Source organism: Acinetobacter sp. F16 (genome assembly GCF_052712855.1).
Map to the genome: position 1 here is coordinate 67,352 of NZ_JBRATK010000005.1, position 18,065 is coordinate 85,416.

The 18,065-nt window shown below is 40.0% G+C and carries 15 protein-coding genes and 1 tRNA gene; 13 read left to right on the forward strand and 3 right to left on the reverse strand.

The annotated features are described in order from the left end of the window. Positions 1-189: 189 nt before the first annotated feature. Both mgtE and ACU0NF_RS04565 read left to right on the forward strand, forming a co-directional pair. On the forward strand, positions 190-1,527 hold the full coding sequence (mgtE, locus tag ACU0NF_RS04560) for a magnesium transporter (RefSeq protein WP_067763366.1): 1,338 nt from the start codon (positions 190-192) through the stop codon (positions 1,525-1,527). A gap of 143 nt (positions 1,528-1,670) precedes the next feature. Then, the gene (locus tag ACU0NF_RS04565) at positions 1,671-2,264 is read left to right on the forward strand and encodes a DUF4112 domain-containing protein (RefSeq protein WP_445660276.1); all 594 of its coding nucleotides are present in this window, start codon (positions 1,671-1,673) and stop codon (positions 2,262-2,264) included. A gap of 561 nt (positions 2,265-2,825) precedes the next feature. Here ACU0NF_RS04565 and htpX read toward each other — a convergent pair. Together htpX and ACU0NF_RS04575 are read right to left on the reverse strand one after the other, a co-directional pair. Beyond that, the gene (gene htpX, locus ACU0NF_RS04570) at positions 2,826-3,731 is read right to left on the reverse strand and encodes a protease HtpX (RefSeq protein WP_131315812.1); all 906 of its coding nucleotides are present in this window, start codon (positions 3,729-3,731) and stop codon (positions 2,826-2,828) included. A gap of 143 nt (positions 3,732-3,874) precedes the next feature. Further along, complete coding sequence (locus ACU0NF_RS04575) at positions 3,875-4,738, reverse strand: lytic transglycosylase domain-containing protein (RefSeq protein ID WP_445660277.1); 864 nt, start codon at positions 4,736-4,738, stop codon at positions 3,875-3,877. A gap of 499 nt (positions 4,739-5,237) precedes the next feature. Here ACU0NF_RS04575 and ttcA point away from each other — a divergent pair, with 499 nt between their 5' ends. Continuing rightward, on the forward strand, positions 5,238-6,158 hold the full coding sequence (ttcA, locus tag ACU0NF_RS04580; RefSeq protein ID WP_370984086.1) for a tRNA 2-thiocytidine(32) synthetase TtcA: 921 nt from the start codon (positions 5,238-5,240) through the stop codon (positions 6,156-6,158). A 216-nt stretch (positions 6,159-6,374) separates the two neighbouring features. Next, positions 6,375-6,758 (forward strand): SCP2 sterol-binding domain-containing protein, encoded by a 384-nt coding sequence (locus tag ACU0NF_RS04585; RefSeq protein WP_131268084.1) that lies wholly within the window; start codon positions 6,375-6,377, stop codon positions 6,756-6,758. Between the two features lie 72 nt (positions 6,759-6,830). Here the strand turns inward: ACU0NF_RS04585 and ACU0NF_RS04590 are convergent, their stop codons facing one another. Further along, positions 6,831-7,940 (reverse strand): transglycosylase SLT domain-containing protein, encoded by a 1,110-nt coding sequence (locus ACU0NF_RS04590; RefSeq protein WP_445660278.1) that lies wholly within the window; start codon positions 7,938-7,940, stop codon positions 6,831-6,833. 364 nt (positions 7,941-8,304) lie between these two features. On the opposite strand from ACU0NF_RS04590, the gene greB reads away from it, so the two are divergent. The 9 genes from greB (at position 8,305) to ACU0NF_RS04635 (ending at position 18,013) form a co-directional block, all read left to right on the forward strand. Beyond that, a complete protein-coding gene (gene greB, locus ACU0NF_RS04595; protein ID WP_445660279.1) occupies positions 8,305-8,799 on the forward strand; it encodes a transcription elongation factor GreB in 495 nt (164 codons plus the stop codon). A 90-nt stretch (positions 8,800-8,889) separates the two neighbouring features. Next, positions 8,890-8,979 (forward strand) — tRNA-Ser (locus tag ACU0NF_RS04600). A gap of 878 nt (positions 8,980-9,857) precedes the next feature. Then, entirely contained in the window at positions 9,858-10,892 is a 1,035-nt protein-coding gene (locus ACU0NF_RS04605) for a cupin domain-containing protein (RefSeq protein ID WP_445660280.1), read from the forward strand. A 24-nt stretch (positions 10,893-10,916) separates the two neighbouring features. Next, positions 10,917-12,137 (forward strand): 3-hydroxybenzoate 6-monooxygenase, encoded by a 1,221-nt coding sequence (locus ACU0NF_RS04610; RefSeq protein ID WP_445660281.1) that lies wholly within the window; start codon positions 10,917-10,919, stop codon positions 12,135-12,137. Beyond that, positions 12,134-12,772 (forward strand): maleylacetoacetate isomerase, encoded by a 639-nt coding sequence (gene maiA / locus ACU0NF_RS04615; RefSeq protein ID WP_445660282.1) that lies wholly within the window; start codon positions 12,134-12,136, stop codon positions 12,770-12,772. The genes ACU0NF_RS04610 and maiA overlap by 4 nt, the downstream gene beginning before the upstream one ends. Before the next feature lie 36 nt (positions 12,773-12,808). Next, the gene (locus ACU0NF_RS04620) at positions 12,809-13,513 is read left to right on the forward strand and encodes a fumarylacetoacetate hydrolase family protein (protein ID WP_445660283.1); all 705 of its coding nucleotides are present in this window, start codon (positions 12,809-12,811) and stop codon (positions 13,511-13,513) included. 247 nt (positions 13,514-13,760) lie between these two features. Continuing rightward, positions 13,761-14,999, forward strand: coding sequence for an OprD family outer membrane porin (locus ACU0NF_RS04625; RefSeq protein ID WP_445660284.1), 1,239 nt, complete (start codon positions 13,761-13,763; stop codon positions 14,997-14,999). A gap of 133 nt (positions 15,000-15,132) precedes the next feature. After that, the gene (locus ACU0NF_RS04630; RefSeq protein WP_445660285.1) at positions 15,133-16,599 is read left to right on the forward strand and encodes an aldehyde dehydrogenase family protein; all 1,467 of its coding nucleotides are present in this window, start codon (positions 15,133-15,135) and stop codon (positions 16,597-16,599) included. Between the two features lie 184 nt (positions 16,600-16,783). Further along, positions 16,784-18,013: a CaiB/BaiF CoA transferase family protein gene (locus ACU0NF_RS04635; protein WP_445660286.1), complete on the forward strand. Its 1,230-nt coding sequence runs from the start codon at positions 16,784-16,786 to the stop codon at positions 18,011-18,013. The last annotated feature ends 52 nt before the right edge of the window (positions 18,014-18,065 follow it).

Consider the following 18,065-nt stretch of genomic DNA (forward strand, 5'->3'; position numbering starts at 1 on the left):
TTTTCGTAGTATTGCTGCGCCGTATAAGCGGTTTGATGAGGATTAAATCCCTAAATGGACAGGCACAGTTGTCAGATACACCAAATTTCAAACATTTATATTTACCAACATTATTATGTGGGTTCATTCGGCAAATAAAATAAGAGCCGTTGCGGCCCTATTACATAGGTTGGGTAATAGGGGGCGAGCATGAGCTACAACAACTTTTTATATCTTTTAAATGATGCATTAAGCAAGCAAGATATTGCATTGGCATTAGACTCTGTTAAAACGTTTAAAGCCGCAGATTTGGCTGATATTTTGGCACAATTACCTTTAGAGAATAGTCAAAAGCTGCTACTGCATCTTCCTGCACGCGCCTATGTATTTTCATATTTCAAACCCGAAGAACAAGTAAAATTTGCACACGGTTTAACGCGAACAGACTTGGCTGAAATTATGGGCGAAATGCCTTCAGACAAGCGTGTCGATTTATTTAAATGTTTAGATCACGAGCAGCAAAATACTTTATTGCCTGCATTGGCACAGGCCGAGCGTGAAGATATTCGGCAGCTCTCTTCTTATGTAGAAGGTACGGCAGGGGCCATCATGAGCTCCGAATATGCCACCTTAAAACCGAATATGTCGGTAAAAGATGCCATTAAAATGTTGCGTTATGAGGCACCCGATTCGGAAACCATTTATTTGGCCTATGTACTTGATGAAGCAAGAAAGCTGCTGGGTGTTTTATCGCTCAAACAATTAATACTTGCCGAAGAACAAAGCAATATTAGTGATTTAATGGCGACCGATATTATTTTTGCATATTTTGACAGCGATCAGAATGAAGTAGCCAAAACCATTGCTCGTTATGACTTACTGGCATTACCCATTATAGATCATGCCGGTGTGATGGTGGGTATTGTGACACATGATGATGCAATGGATGTGGCCAGAGAAGAGGCAACAGAAGATTTTTTAAAATCTGGTGCTGTCGATGCATCATCTAAATTGAGTCTTAAATCTGCCCCGATATTGCAACTCTATCAAAAACGGGTGTATTGGCTGGTATTTCTTGTTTTTGGCAGTTTGTTATCCGGGATTGGCATTGCACATTTTGAAGACATTATTGCCGCAAATATTGTATTGGTTTTCTTTTTGCCCTTATTGGTTGGCAGTGGTGGAAATGCAGGTTCTCAGTCTGCAACATTGATGGTGCGAGCACTGGCCACAGGCGATGTGCAGTTTAAAGATTGGTTGTATCTGCTTGGGCGTGAAAGTTTAGTCGCGCTATGTTTAGGTGGCACCATGGCGTTTGCAGTCTCTATTTTAGGTTATTACCGTGGCGATCTTATGGTTTCACTGGTGTTGGCTTTGAGTATGATGGGCATTGTGCTGATGGGCTGTTTAATTGGAATGAGCCTACCTTTCATCCTGAATCGTTTGAAGCTAGACCCTGCAAGTGCATCTGCACCGTTAGTAACTTCCATTTGTGATGCAACAGGCGTGGTGGTGTATTTATTTATTGCTTCACAGCTTCTACTTTAAATTATCGGGCTTCTGTTGCCTTAAATAAATCCTTTAAGCACTTTAAATTCATCTTAGATTAGCATTTATAAAATCATAACAGACCTGAGTAAAAAACTGCTTTATTCTCAAGTAGATTGCATTTACCCAACGATACGTTTTCTATGCCAGAACCTGCATCTTCAAAAAAACTTAGCCAGCAAGAGGTGATTCGCTTAGAGCGCGATTTAGCCAAGTTTGCCAATATGATGGATTCTGTGGTGCGTATTCCATTTACCAAGCAGGGCGTCGGGGCTGATGCTGCTCTGAGTACAATTCTTGTTGCAGGTGATATTGCAGGATTTGTCCTCACTTGTTATGCGATTTATAAAGCCAAGCAAATAGGGGTACCACAAAGCAAGCTTAATCCGGTGATGAAACTGGCCATGGTGGATGCAGTGGTGGGTTTTGTGCCTGTAGTGGGAACGGTTTTTGACATTTTTATTCGTCCAAGCCGTAAAGCCCTAGCGATTGTGCATGAACATATTCGCGAAGAATATCAGATTCGCAGTGATTCCCATGTGGTTCATCCATTTTTGCATGAAAGCCTGGAGCATAAACAGCAGAACTCAGCCTTCTGGCGCAATCCTGTGGTGGCCTGGTTGTGGTTGCATATTCCTGACCTTTTAGGCGCAATCGTTTTAGTGATGATGCTCATAGCGCTGTGGTTTGGTTTGAGCTGGTTATGGCAATGGTTTCAAGGGCTGAATACTTTTTGATTTCGCTCGCTGAGATTTATAGCGAAGAATTGATAGATAAAAATTCTGGCTAAGAACTATGAATAAGAGCTATGGATTGTATTGCTGCGAATTTAGCGGCGATCAATTTTGATGCGACATATGATTTTTATCGCATGCTAGGTTTTCAATCGATCTCTCAATCCAATCCATAGATCTCATTCATAAATCAAAAAAATGATCGCTGGTCTATTCATATTTAAATAGATATTGAAAGTCCCTTCTCTCTGGGATGAGCAGCACTGCTTCGCAAAGGAATGAGGGGATTTCTATAGGAACTTCTCCCTGAGGAGCATGCTCCGCAAGTCTCCTACAAGGAGAGGAGATTTTCTTTTTAGTGATTAAAAAATGATTTATGAAAAAGCTCTAATAGATGATTCTAGATAGAGGGCGTTTAAGTCTGGAATTTTTTCCTCATCCAGAACCCGATCTTAAAAGCTCGTGGCATAGTGCGTATTACGTTGCATTCAACAGCATGAAGAAAGCCTCCATGTGGAGGCTTTCTTCATATCGATTTAATCAAATTATATTGTTAATTAAATCTTATGGGCAGTTTAACTGGTGTAATGCAGCCACACGTTGTTCAATGGTCGGGTGAGTTTGGAACAAAGCAGCTAGGCTGAAACCTTGTTCCTTACCTTCCGCAATTGCAAACGCTTTCATTTCTTTAGGCATTTGATCAGGCAGTTCTGATTCTGCTTGTAAACGTAATAAAGCTGAAATCATAGCTTGTTTACCGGCTAAACGTGCACCCGCTTCATCGGCACGATATTCACGCTGACGTGAGAACCACATCACGATAGAAGATGCCAAAATACCAAACACAATATCCAGTACGATGGTAATACCGAAGTAAGCCAGTCCCGGTGCTTCGCCATCTTCACGACCAAATACGTTACGGTCAATAAAATCACCGACGACACGTGCAAAGAACATTACAAAGGCATTGACGACACCCTGAATCAGGGCAAGGGTCACCATGTCGCCATTGGCAACGTGACCAATTTCATGCGCAAGTACCGCACGAAGTTCATCTTTGTTCATTCGTTCGAGTAAACCCGTTGAAACGGCTACTAAAGCGTCGTTTTTGTTCCAACCTGTTGCAAAAGCATTGGACTGATAAGAAGGGAAGATCCCCACTTCTGGCATATTAATACCAGCGCGTTGCGACAATTGCGCAATTTCTTGTAATAACCATGCTTCTGCTTGATTACGAGGCGCATTGGGATCAATAAGCTCTGTCCCTGTGGTTTTTTTCGCCATCCATTTTGACATGAACAGGGAAATGATAGAACCAACCATACCAAAGACAAAACAGATGACCATTAGGTTGCCAAGATTTAAGCCACCCGCGCCATGGTAACTACCGACACCGAAGAGTGACAAAATAATGCCAGCTACAACCAGTACCGCGAGGTTGGTAAGCAAGAACAAACCAATCCGCATCATTGAGAGAATCCTCTTATAATAAAAAATAATCTGATTTATGAATCAAAAATCATCGTAGTAAATATGAGGTGTAAGTCTTAAAAATTCAAGGAGAAAAATAAGTAATTCTATTGGATGATGCAGATTTCAAAAAATGACTGAAATTAGTCACTAATTGAAATTTTCGCAGAAGCTGTGGCATGTGCCGTGGCAAACGAGCCTATAGGGGCATCGGTAAAACTGCCATCAGCGGCCATAATGATTTGGCGCTGCGCACTATAATGCGGTGTAGCGTTTGATGATGACTCTGTAGGACTGGACTGCGCGATAATTCTTGCATTTTCAGTCGGGGCATTGCTTGAAGTTGAACTGCTGGCAATTCTATTTGAGTATAAGTTGCTATAACGGCTGCTGACCCGTCTTACGTAATCTTGGGTTTCTTTAAACGGGGGAATGCCGCCATATTTTGCAACATTTCCTTCGCCGGCATTATAGCTGGCCAAAACCAGTGAAGTATTACCGTTAAAGCGTTTCATCAGCCAAGACAAATATTTTGCCCCAGCCATAATATTTTGCTGCGGATCATAGGCATTTGAAACATTAAAGCGGCGCGCTGTGGCAGGCATCAGCTGCATCAGCCCTTGTGCACCGACAGGCGAGCGCGCATTCACATTAAAGCCGGATTCAGTATGCATGACCGCTTTAATCAAGCCTTCAGAAATACCGTGTTGTGCAGCAGCTTGTTTAATAATGTGGTCAAAGGCATTTTTATTGCGGCTATAGCTCGGCAATACCGAAGCTTCAGATGAGCCCCAATTGCTATAACTATGCATATTGCTATCAGGATAATAGGTTTTCTTTTCAACTTTTAAATGACTGTAACGGCCCTGTTTATTGGTGAGTAGGGTTGTGCCATTTGATTCTTTTAGCTGATAGATGGTTTGGCCGGCATGACTGGTCGCTGCAACAGAACCAACTGTCACACACCCCAAAAAATAAAGTCCCATGCTTACAATGTTATTTTTCATTTTTTTATAGAGAAAAAAATCTGATCTAAACAGTTCAACAGGAGTTTAACAAAAAAAAACAGAATAAAAAGCATTGTGTAACTTATTTCTCTGCAAGTTTGTAAAAAGCAAGTGTTAATTGTAGAGATAGTAATCAAAAAAATATTTAATTTTTTTTAATCAGGATAACTTGACACTATTAAGTAATTGATTTTTATAAATAATAAAATTGATCAAAAAATGATCAATTTAAATAGAAGCCTTAAATAATAGGTCTGACACCTTGTCAAGCCTTTTGAAATCCACAAAGTTATCCACAGGTTTTGTGGACAACTGTGGAAAAGTACAATTGGTAAGCATCGTGAACAAAATTTGAACTGCATCGTCCAAAATAACATAGGGCTGATTACGTGAAAATGACAACAATAATCAATTTTCAGAAATTACATTCTTTTGGTGCGATGTGAGGCCAGATCGGATAAAATTGCGCGGTATTTTTATTTATGGGTAAATCTCGTCTATGTACTCGCCAGTTGAGTCCGAACAAGGATTTAATTTCAAACCAGAACTGCCAACAAGTTCGGCATATTACCGTTTGTTGAAAAAGCTTCGCCGCCAAGTCGGTCATGCCATTCGTGATTTTAAAATGCTCGAAGAAGGTGACAAGGTGATGGTATGTATTTCTGGTGGTAAAGACAGTTATACCTTGCTCGACATTATGTTGCAGTTTAAACGCATTGCACCCATAAATTTTGATGTCGTTGCGGTGAACCTTGACCAGAAACAGCCGGGTTTCCCTGAAGATGTCTTGCCACGTTATTTGGAAGAAAATAACATTCCATATTACATTCTGGAAAAAGACACCTACAGCATTACCAAAAAATTGACCCCTGAAGGTAAAACGTATTGTGCAGTGTGCTCGCGTTTACGTCGTGGTTCGTTATATGGCTTTGCTCAAGAAATTGGCGCGACCAAAGTGGCTTTAGGTCATCACCGTGATGACATTATGGCGACTTTCTTTTTGAACCTGTTCCATGGCGGCAGCTTAAAGGCTATGCCACCGAAACTTTTGTCATCCGACAAGAAAAATATCCTGATTCGTCCGCTGGCTTATGTGGAAGAAAAAGACATCATCAAGTATGCAGAAATGCGTCAGTTCCCGATTATTCCGTGTAACTTGTGTGGTTCACAGGAAAATCTGCAGCGCGCGATGATCAACAATATGCTGCGTGAATGGGATGCGCAATATCCGAAGCGTTTACACAGTATTTTTGGTGCCATGCAAAACGTATCGCCTTCACAATTGGCCGATCGTGAACTGTTTGACTTTGAAGCTTTAGATGAGCAACGTGAAATTGATTTCACCGCGAGCTGTTCTACAGAAGATGAACCGCAAAGCAAACGCATCAATATGGTGAATTTAGGCTTTGCTGCTGAATAATGGTGATGCTAGACACCGGTTTTAGAATTGGTGTCTATTTTATATATTTGATTTAGTTAAGTAATGTATTAAAAATATAAAAATTGAACGTATCGTGCAAAAAACCTTAAGCAGAAAACAATTTTACATGCTATAACAAGCGTCAAGCATAAATAGCTTCACAAAGATGTTGTCTGGATAGGCGACACAAATGAACGAATAAATTGAGGAAAGATCATGCCTACCTTTTTAACTGATGATTGGTTTTCAACTGTAGATAGCTTAACTGCTCAAGCGGGTGATTTAAACTTGCCACCTGCACTTGCAAATTTGGCAATTAACTTAGTAGTGACAGAATCAGAAGGCAATACAGAATTGTCTTTGGATGGTGGGGCAATTAAAAAAGGTCTATCTCCAAATGCCAAAACCACTTTGAATATGGATGGTGAAACCCTTCGTAAAGTGTTCCTGGAATTTGATATGGCGGCTGCAATGCAAGCATTCATGACCGGAAAAATTAAAGTTCAAGGCGATATGTCGCAATTGATGGCTTTACAAACTGCTAAGCCAAGCCAAGAACAAAAAGATTTATTTAAGAAAGTGCTTGAGCAAACGACTTAAGAGTTTTGCTTAATTCATTTTAAGCATAAAAAAGCTTACCCTTGGGTAAGCTTTTTTTGTATTTAGAAGAGATTAAATATTCACTAACTGTGTGGTTTTAATATGTTCTAAATAAGAGCGAATACGCGTTACATACTGTACCGCTTGACGGTAACGACCATTGCTGGCTTTGTTACGATCTAGATAACTATACAGATTGACCCAATTATTTGGATTTTTACCTTGTGCCTGAATTCGTTTCTGAATCTGATTTACCGCACCAGGTCCCATATTATAAGCCACAAGTGCATACCAGTTACGGTCAGGATAAGGAACATCAGCATAACGACTTAACATCTGGTCGTAATATTTCGCGCCACCTTCAATACTTTGAGCCGGGTCAGTTCGGTTACTTACACCCATGGCTTTTGCGGTACTGTTGGTTAGCATCATCAAACCACGCACACCGGTAGGCGATACAGAATTGGGTTTCAGATACGATTCCTGATAACCAATGGCTGCCAATAGATGCCAATCTAGATCATATTTTGCAGCGGTATTTTTAAAGCTGGCTTTATAAATAGGCATACGTTGATTTAAATCACGCTGAATGCTATCCCATGATTCTTCTTGAACTGCATTCTGGTTATAGAATGAAGCCAATTGGCGAATCGAACCGGACTGTTTCCCTCGACAGACAAAACCACTTGCCGTTTGTGTCAGAGGATCATCCGCGTGCTTAAATACCCAATTCAGGCTGGTATTTAGGCCATTTTGTTGCAAGCTGCCGATATCACCGCAGGTTGCGGAAAAAGAAGTCAGACGTTTTTGCTCAATTGAACGGACATCTGCTGTCGTCATGGCAAAGTTTGCCTTACCTTGCGATACCCATTTGAGTGCTGTAGCGTTATCAGGCACAGTCTTAAACACCAGTTTGACATTTAAGCTGTTGGCATAGTTACGCGCGAGGTCATAACCAAAACCATGTAAGTGGGAACCATCTTTAAATACTGTGGTTGAATTTTCAACTGAAACAACGGTGAGTTGCTTGCCGTTAACGACAGAATCGTATTGATACGATTTACTTGCATTAATACTGTGAAATGGAATTAACAGAGTACTGAACGCAAGAATTTTTAATGAGAGAGAAGATTTTAATGAGTTAAGGCAAAGCCTCACCCCAGAAGTTGAACTACTGTGCATGTTGTCTCCGCTACAAGTAATTTATGCCCTAAAAAGCAAAGGCGCACATGCCTCAAGCTCTTTCAAGTTTGATAAATTCAATAAGGGTTGGGCAGTCATGACGTCATTCAAAATGACATTGGATTAAAAGGAGAATAATGTAGATTTTCTACATAGATTAAAAAATAGGCAATTTAAAAACATGCGCGCATAATAAGGGTGAAAAATAGACTTGTCAAATTTTGTACGAAACTTTTTAGAAATATGTAACATAAAGAATTAATTTAATTGAAGAATTAATTTTATAAACTTTAGTTGTGTGTAAATAGCGGATAAAATAGGCCATTCTTGTAAGTAAAGTGTAAGCCCAACATCAAAAAATACTATGAAATCTAACTTAATTACACGTTCTGGACATGACAAACTGGTCGCAGAATTACAGCATTTGTGGCATGAAGAACGACCAGAAATTACCCGAAAAGTAAACTGGGCGGCGAGTCTGGGCGACCGTAGTGAAAATGCTGATTATCAATATAATAAACAAATTTTACGTAAGATTGACCGTCGTGTTCGTTACCTGGGCAAGCGTTTAGAAGAGCTTAAAATTATTGATTTTTCACCTGAGCAAGAGGGCAAGGTGTATTTTGGGGCTTGGGTGGATATTGAGAATGATGAAGGTGAACAAAAAACCTTACGTGTTGTTGGTGTAGATGAAATTTATGATCATCATCCGCAGCATATTTCAATTGATTCGCCTATGGCACGTGCTTTACTCGGAAAACAAGTGGATGATGAAGTGGAGGTGTTGACACCTTTAGGCAAGAAACAGTGGTATATCAATAAAATTCGTTATGAAAAGCCTGAAAATTCAGCAAATTAATCTATTTTGATTTTATTTTAATCACTCGGTAAGAAAAAAGCATAAAAGTGTTTGCCAAGATAGGTTTTTATTTATATCATAGCCGCCATTGGAAGCGTGGCAGAGCGGTTTAATGCACCGGTCTTGAAAACCGACGAGGGTGCGAGTCCTCCGTGAGTTCGAATCTCACCGCTTCCGCCAAATTCAAAACCCCGATCATTGATCGGGGTTTTTTATAATTTCGGTTTTATGTCAGATAAAGAACTCACACAAAAAATTGGATTAGACAATCTTAAATAAATTTAATCAAAATCAAATAAGACCTATCAATGTCGGCCCTCAATATAAATGCCGAGTCAAATATCAATTCAATGAAAGTCTTTAAATTAATCTATAACTTAATTTGGGCAGGGGTAATCTTTGCCTCGATATAAAAGTTGAAACAAACTTGCGTTATTAAAAATTATTTTATGAAACCAAATATTTAGTTGATACCAATCCTTGTATCTGTATTGGTAAATATAGCTTGATCAACACTAGGTTTGTATATAATTAAAGCTATTCTCAGTCTTGGTCATAACTTTAACCTAGATAGATGGGTGTGGAGAAATTAAAAAAATATTTTAATTGATAGTCTGAAACTCAATAAAAAAAATCTTATCAAAAGTGAGATCTTTTAACTAAATTATCCCAGCTATGAAACTATAAAAAATTTTATCCCTAAGTCTTATTCATCTTTTACTCCTTTAAGGAGTCAATCGGTATTCCCTAGGACTAAATATAATAAGTGCCTTTTATATAAGGAAAATATTTATGATAAATCAATGCCACAGCAATACAAATTACAAATACGTAGATTAACCTTGTTAAAAAATTAAATTTTTGTTTCATGCTTGCTTAACCCTCTATTTTGCATCTTAATAAATTAAGATACTGATTTTTATTAATAAATAAAATAATTAAAGCTTTAGCCAAATTCACTAAAAATTATCTTGAACCGCTAGATTTAATTAAAAAACATACTATAATGCTTAAAAACAACCAACTGATTGGTTGATATTATTATAGTAGGGATTAAAATGGAACAACTTGCTAGGTTAGAAGATCTGCCAACACGTTATGTTGCAAACCTGACACAGAACAATTTGGTTCCATTGTGGCCAAGTCTTCGAAATGTATTACCCCCATTAAAACCAGTTCCACATACTCAGGCGATTTCCTGGAAATTTAAAGACATCAAGCCATTATTGATTGAGGCTGGAGAGTTAACTCCGATAGAGAAAGCCGAACGCCGTGTACTGGTTTTAGCCAATCCTGGTCATGGTTTAGAAAATATGCGGGCGACATCGGTGATTTATCTTGGAATGCAATTACTATTGCCAAAAGAATGGGCACCCGCACACAGACATACACCGAATGCAGTGCGCCTTATAGTGGAAGGTGAAAAAGCCTATACCACGGTTGAAGGTGAAAAATGCCCAATGTCCCATGGCGATTTGATTCTTACGCCATCTGGTCTATGGCATGAACATGGTCATGATGGAGATGAGCCTGTCATTTGGCTCGATGTACTTGATTTGCCTTTGGTCTACTACATGGAAGCTTCTTATGTAGAAGGCGGAGAATGCCAACCTGTAATGAATACAGGAGAAAAATCACGTTATGGCAGAGGTTTAGTGCCGACTCAACATCACATTCGGGCAAAAAATAATTATCCAATGCTTCGTTATCCTTGGGCAGAAGCCAAGCAATTACTTGTTGATCTAGCTGAGAACCAATCACAAGGCCCAATTCAAGTTGCATATGTCAATCCGGAAACAGGTGAAGACTGCCAGAAAATTATTGGTTACTCAGCACTTATGGTTCGACCAAATGAAACGATTCAAATGAGTCCATGTTCGGCCGCACAAGTCTTTCACCTCATTGAGGGACAAGTAGAGCTTAGAATTGGTACTGAAACTTTCAATTTAGAAAAAGCCGATACCGCATGTGCCCCATGTTTTGCACAGGTCGATTTAATCAATAGATCAAATAAGCCATGTTTCATTTTTATTGCTGATGAAGCACCCATTCAAAAGAAACTCGACCTTTATTCAGTTCGTGAACGTAATTAAATCTGTTTTTAAAGGATAAAAAACATGGCAAATCAGCTAAGTCCAATTTTGATTGCAGGCGGTGGTATAGGTGGTTTTGCAGCTGCCCTCGCATTAGCCAAACAAGGTTTTAAAGTTCAAGTTTTTGAACAGGCTTCTGAAATTGGAGAAATTGGTGCAGGTATTCAACTGGGTCCAAATGCCTTTAATGCATTTGATGCCTTGGGTATAGGTGACCGAGCTCGAGGGCGTGCTGTCTATACAGATTATATGGTCATGCATGATGCAATTGATGAATATCAAGTCGGACGTATTGATACAGGTGATGCATTTTTAAATCGCTTTGGTAATCCGTATGCAGTGATTCACCGTGCAGATATTCATAGCTCTTTGGTGGAAGGTGCGCAAGAATGCGGTGAAATTGAGATCATCACCAATTGTCGTATCACTCATGTGGAACAAGATGATACTGGTGTCACCATTACAGATCAAAATAGAAAAAGTTATACTGGGCAAGCACTTATTGGTGCCGATGGCGTTAAGTCGGTTGTTCGTGAAAAATATGTCGGTGACCCAGCTTTAGTAACAGGACATGTGGTTTACCGTGCAGTGGTTCCAAAGAGTGAATTTCCTGAAGAGTTGCAGTGGAATGCGGCCAGTATCTGGGTAGGCCCAAATTGTCACTTGGTCCATTATCCATTACGAGGCGGCGAAGAATATAACGTCGTGGTGACCTTCCATAGCCGTGAACAGGAAGAATGGGGCGTAAAAGACGGCTCAAAAGAAGAAGTACTTTCTTATTTTCAGGGCATTTGTCCGAAAGCACGCAAATTGATTGAGTTGCCAAAATCATGGAAACGTTGGGCAACAGCAGACCGTGAGCCTATCGACCAATGGAGTTATGGACGTATAACTTTACTGGGAGATGCGGCACATCCAACCACACAATATATGGCACAAGGTGCCTGCATGGCGATGGAAGATGCAGTAACTTTGGGTGAAGCTCTTCGTATCAGTAACAATAATATTCAACAAGCCTTTCAAATTTACCAATGTGCACGTGTGGCGCGTACCGCACGTATTGTTTTGTCATCTCGAGAAATGGGCAAGATTTACCATGCCAAAGGTGTTCAGCGCATGGTTCGCAATGATTTATGGCGTGGGCGTCCCAATGAACGGTTTTATGATGCGATGGAATGGCTGTATGGCTGGAATGTTGAAAACTGTTTAGATGCAGCCAAACATTACACGGGATCAGCAGCATGAAAATGTATGGTTTTTTCCGAAGCGGAACTTCACATCGTACCCGGATCGTAATGAATCTTAAGAAGATTGATTATGAATTATTGCCTGTGTCTCTGATGAAAGATGAACACAAGCATATAGACTTTCAGAACATTAACCCGCAAGGCTTTGTTCCTGTGTTGGAAGTTAATGATCAGTTGCTGATTCAGTCTCCCGCCATTATTGAATGGTTAGAGGTGGAATATCCGGAACCTGCCTTATTGCCTAAAGATGAATTGGGGCGTGCCAAAGTACGGGCAATAGCTGCATTGGTGGGTTGCGATATTCATCCCATTAACAATAAACGTGTTTTGGAATACTTGCGTGGTCCGTTGAAGTTAGACGAACAGCAAGTATTAACATGGTGCCAGCATTGGATTGAAGAAGGCTTTGGCGCTTTAGAACAGTTGTTAGATCGAGACAGTGGACGAGGAGATTTTTGTGTAGGGAATGCACCTACTTTGGCCGACGTGTATCTGATTCCACAAGTTGAATCCTCTAAACGATTCCAAGTCAATTTAAGTCAATATCCAATTATTCAAAATATTTATAACGCATGTATGGCTTTGCCTGAATTTCAGGCAGCAGCCCCCCACAATCAACCAGATGCTGTTTAAAGAATTTAACAACGAATAAAATCAAGGAAGTAGATGATGAGTTTTGTATTTAACCCAATGCCAGTGGTCGGTATTCCTGTAAAAGATAGCGATGCATTATTTCCAGTACGTCGTATTTACTGTGTCGGTCGTAACTATGCGGCACATGCCCGTGAAATGGGCTTCGATCCAGATCGTGAGCCACCCTTTTTCTTTTGTAAGCCGAATGATGCTGAGTCCATTGTACCTGTACCTGCGGGCGAAACAGTCACCATTCCATATCCACCCTTAACCTCAAACTACCACTATGAAATAGAATTGGTCGTGGCCATTGGTAAAGATGGGAAAAATATTTCAGTTGAGCAAGCTGCTGAATATATCTATGGCTATGCAGTGGGTTTGGATATGACACGTCGTGACTTACAAATGGCGCAACGTGAAAAGGGGCGTCCATGGGAAGTCGGTAAGGCATTTGACTACTCGGCACCTGTGGGCCCAATCCATCGTTTAGCCGATGTGGGGGAATTAAATTTCGCTGATATTCACCTTACCGTGAATGGTCGAACCCAACAACGTAGTGATATCACCCATTTGATTTGGAATGTTGCTGAAACGATTGCCAATTTATCAACTTTATTTGAATTGAAACAAGGCGATTTGATTTTTACAGGAACACCTGAGGGTGTAGGTGCAGTGGTATCAGGAGATGAAATGCGAGCTGATGTGGATGGCCTGACAGGCATTACAGTCAAAGTCGCATAACAGGTGGGCTTTACGACAGGGATGTTGTTTAGCTTCTTATATTCTTGGTTTTCATAGGATTGAAACAGAATATAAGAAGGAATTTCGTAGGATCACGAAATTGTTGTTCAAGGATATGAATAATGCAATGGATATTGTCCTAAAAACAAAATCAGAAAAGGTGCATCTAACATCCTGAGGATGAATTTGGATAGATCCACCATTGCAACTATGGAAAGTTGAAAATCAAGCAAAGAGGATTGCTAACATGTTTAAACTAAAACTATTATCGTTGGGGTGTCTAATCTGTTCTTCACAGATGGTACAGGCAGATGTGGTCAAAGATGCACAGGTACAGGTAGATTTCCGTAACTTTTATATGCATCGTATTCCTGATACCAAACCTGTACCAGAGTTCGAGCATTGGTCTCAAAGTGCATCATTAAGTATTAAGTCGGGCTATGCAGAGCCAATCGGTCCAGTTGCTTTTGGTCTGGATGGAACGGTTATGCATGCAGAGCGTTTAATGAAAAATGACAATGAATTGGTGCGTGATGGAACCATGCCGAATGACCCTGTTACAGGAGAACAGGAACAAGAGCAGACCCAATTAGGATTAACTTTAAAAGCCAAAATAGCTAAAACCGAAGTACGTTACGGGCAATTGATGCCTAAACTTCCGGTGGTTCATATTGACCACAGTCGAAATTTGCCGACAACTTTTAAAGGTCTCATGCTTGAATCGAATGATATTGAAAATACCAAGATTACTGCCGGTCGAATTACCCGGATTCAAGCACGTGATAAAGATGATTATGAAAAACTGACCTTAGACGTCAATAAAACAGGTGAATTTTCAAACGGTTTAAATGTTTTTGGGGTGGATTACAAAGTGAATCCAAACTTGGATGCCTCATATTTCTATGGAGGACTGGAAGATATTTATAACCAACATTATGTCGGCTTAAAACATCAGTATAAATTTAATAACACTACCCGCTTAGTCACTGATTTTCGTGTCTTTGATACCCAGGATGCAGGGAGCAGCTTACAGGGTGAAATTGATAATCAGGCATATAACTTTATGAGTATGCTGAGTCATGGTTCGCACAAATTTGGTTTAGGTTATCAACATATGTCGGGTGAAACGGCATTTCCTTTACTCAGCGGTTGGACGCCCGCACCATTTTTAACCCAATGGGGCAGTATCAGTTTCTATAAGGCAAAAGAGCGTTCTGTTCAGTTTCGTTATGACTATGATTTTGCCGCTATGGGCATAGATGGCTTGTATTTTATGACACGTTATATCATGGCGGATCATATTAAGCATCCCACCATTGATGATGTCAAAGAAAGCGAATTTAATATCGTTCTCAACTATGGAATTAAAGAAGGACTATTCAAGGGATTAGGCTTTCAATATATGTTAATTAAAACTGACTTTGAAAATAGTGGTATTAAACTGGATGAGCACCGGTTTTATACCAACTATACCTACAAGTTTTGATGGCTAAAAATTTGAATATTTTTTTGGTTAATTAACCAACCAAATGGTTGATTGCTTTTTTGTTCTATTTAACTTATGTTTATTGTCAGCAATCGTTGACAATAAACAGAGTAGAGATACAAGGATTTGTTTTATGGGTTCTTCTAACATTTATACCGAACTAAATCATCAATATATTCATGGCCAATGGACCAAGGGTTCATCGACGCGACAATCTGATAATATTAATCCCTACAACCAAGAACTCATTCACCAATTTCAATTAGCAAATACAGTAGATTTAGATGCTGCATACACCGCAGCAAAATTTGTGCAACCTGCATGGGAGAAAACCTCACCCGCAGAACGAATTGTGCTGATTCAACGTGTAGAAGAAATTTTAAAAGCGCGTGGTGAAGAAATTATTGACTGGATTATTCGTGAGTCAGGAAGCACGCGCTTAAAAGCTTCAATCGAATTAGGTGCGGCACAAGGTATCACCGCTGAAGCAAAAACTTTTCCATTACGTGTGAATGGCGAAATTTTGCCGACCAGTGTGCCACATCAGGAAAGCCGGATTTATCGAAAAGCATTGGGTGTTATTGGTGTGATTAGCCCGTGGAATTTTCCATTTCACCTGAGTATGCGTTCTGTCATTACTGCCGTGGCACTAGGAAATACGGTTGTCCTCAAGCCAGCAAGTGATACCCCAGTTACGGGTGGGACACTTTTAGCCAAAATTTTTGAAGAAGCAGGTTTTCCTGCAGGAGTACTCAATGTAGTTGTGGGAGCTGGAAGTGAGATCGGAGATTATTTTGTCGAGCATGCAGCACCAAGTTTAATTTCATTTACAGGTTCAACCGAGATTGGCAAACGAGTTGGTCAACTGGCTGTGGGTGGAAAACATATTAAACGAATTGCACTTGAGCTGGGTGGAAACGCACCTATGGTGGTGCTTGATGATGCCAATTTAGAGCAAGCGGTTGAATTGACAGTACTCGGTCGTTTCCTACATCAAGGTCAAATTTGCATGAGCACCAATCGGGTCATTGTCGATGAAAAAATCTATGATGATTTTGTGGTCTTGCTTGAACATAAAGTAAAAGAATTGGTGATAGGTGATCCAGATGATATGGGCACCCTAATTGGACCAATCATTAATCAAAGCCAGGTTCGAAATATTGAACGAATTATTGCAGAAGCGAAAGCGTCAAATGCTCAAATGATTATTGGTGGTGAGACACAAGGTCAAGTCATTCCGCCACATGTCTTTATTGATGTCGATCCGCAATCGGCATTGGCACGTGAAGAAAGCTTTGGTCCAATCTTACCTGTTATTAAAGCACGTGATGAAGCACATGCTTTAGAGTTGGCCAATGACACAGAATATGGTTTATCCAGTGCGGTATGTACAACCAATCATGAGCGTGGGGTAAACTTTGCGCTCGGGATTGAAGCAGGGATGACGCATATTAATGACATTACTGTCGATGATCAGTCACATGCACCTTTTGGTGGTGAGAAAAACTCTGGTTTAGGGCGCTTTAATGGGCAGTGGATTATTGAAGAATTTACCCGTACGCATTGGGTAACCCTACAAACCAAACCTAAAACTTCTTAAATATAACCACTTATAAATGCAGAATAAATAGGCAGAAACTGCTTATTCATTCTGCTTATTTGTATAAAAATATTTTCTTAACTTTAGTCTAAAATTTGTAAAAACAGTTTTACAGTGATACAGAATTAGCTGATAATCAATTAACCAACTATTTGGTTGATTTAAAAATAACAACGGAGTGTTTATGGAAAGTAATCATCAAGGATCTTTAAAAGGATTACGTATTCTCGATTTAACGCATGCCTTAGCTGGTCCATTTTGTTCTCAAATGCTAGCAGATCATGGTGCGGATGTAATTAAAGTCGAACCATTAGAAGGTGATTTTTTCCGTAAAATGGGACCATTCCGTGCTGATGATCAAGACAAATTTTTTGGCGGATTATTTCAGTCTTGTAACCGCAACAAGCGTTCTATTTCATTAAATCTTAAAACTGAATTAGGTCGTGAAGCATTACTTGAGCTGGTTAAAAATGCTGATGGTCTAGTTGAAAACTATCGTGCGGGTGTACTTGAAAAAATGGGCTTGGGTTATGAGGTACTAAAAGAAATCAACCCTCGTCTTGTCTATACTTCTATTCGCGGTTTTGGTGATCGTGTTGGCGGAGAGAGCCCATATAAAAACTGGCCTGCATTCGATATTGTCGCTCAAGCCATGGGGGGCTGGATGGGAGTAACCGGTATGGATGCGGATCATCCTGTCAAAGTGGGTGGTGGCGCTGGTGATACGGTATCTGGTTTATTTGCAGCATTCGGCACAGTCTCCGCTCTATTGCATGCGAAAAATACGGGCTTAGGTCAATATGTAGATGTCGCGATGACTGACAGTATTTTGGCGCTGTCTGAAATTGTGGTTAGTCAGTTTTCATATTTAGGGGTTTCTGCAAAACCTGTTGGTAACGGGATTCCGGGGTTGGCACCTTTTGGCACCATTAAAGTTAAAGATGGCGTGATTGCGATTGCTGCACCGCACGATCCACAATTTCATTTATTGTGCGATTTACTCGGTTGTCCTGAATTAAAAACTGAAGCCAAATATTTAAATGAAGGTTTGCGTTGGATAAATCATCTTGAACTCAATGCGGAAATTGAAAAATATACCGTGCTAAAAACCAAGCTAGAATTAAAGGAACTTTTTGGTGGTCGTGTTCCATTTAGTCCGATTTATACTGGTGAAGAAATTTTCAAAGATGAGCATTTTGCTGCACGCAATATGTTGCCTTTAGTGGAGCATCCTGGAACTGCAACCCCAACAGCAGTACCGGGTATTCCTGTCAAAATGTCACTTACTCCAGGAGAGGTTCGTGTTCGCGCGCCTAAACTCGGTGAACATACGCGGGAAATTTTGAATGAAATGGGTTGGGATAACCAGCGTATTACACAGTTGCTTGAAAATGGTATTTTATATGCAGCGTAAATATTCTTTGAATAAATAATTTACAATGAAGTATTGATTTATAACAATAATC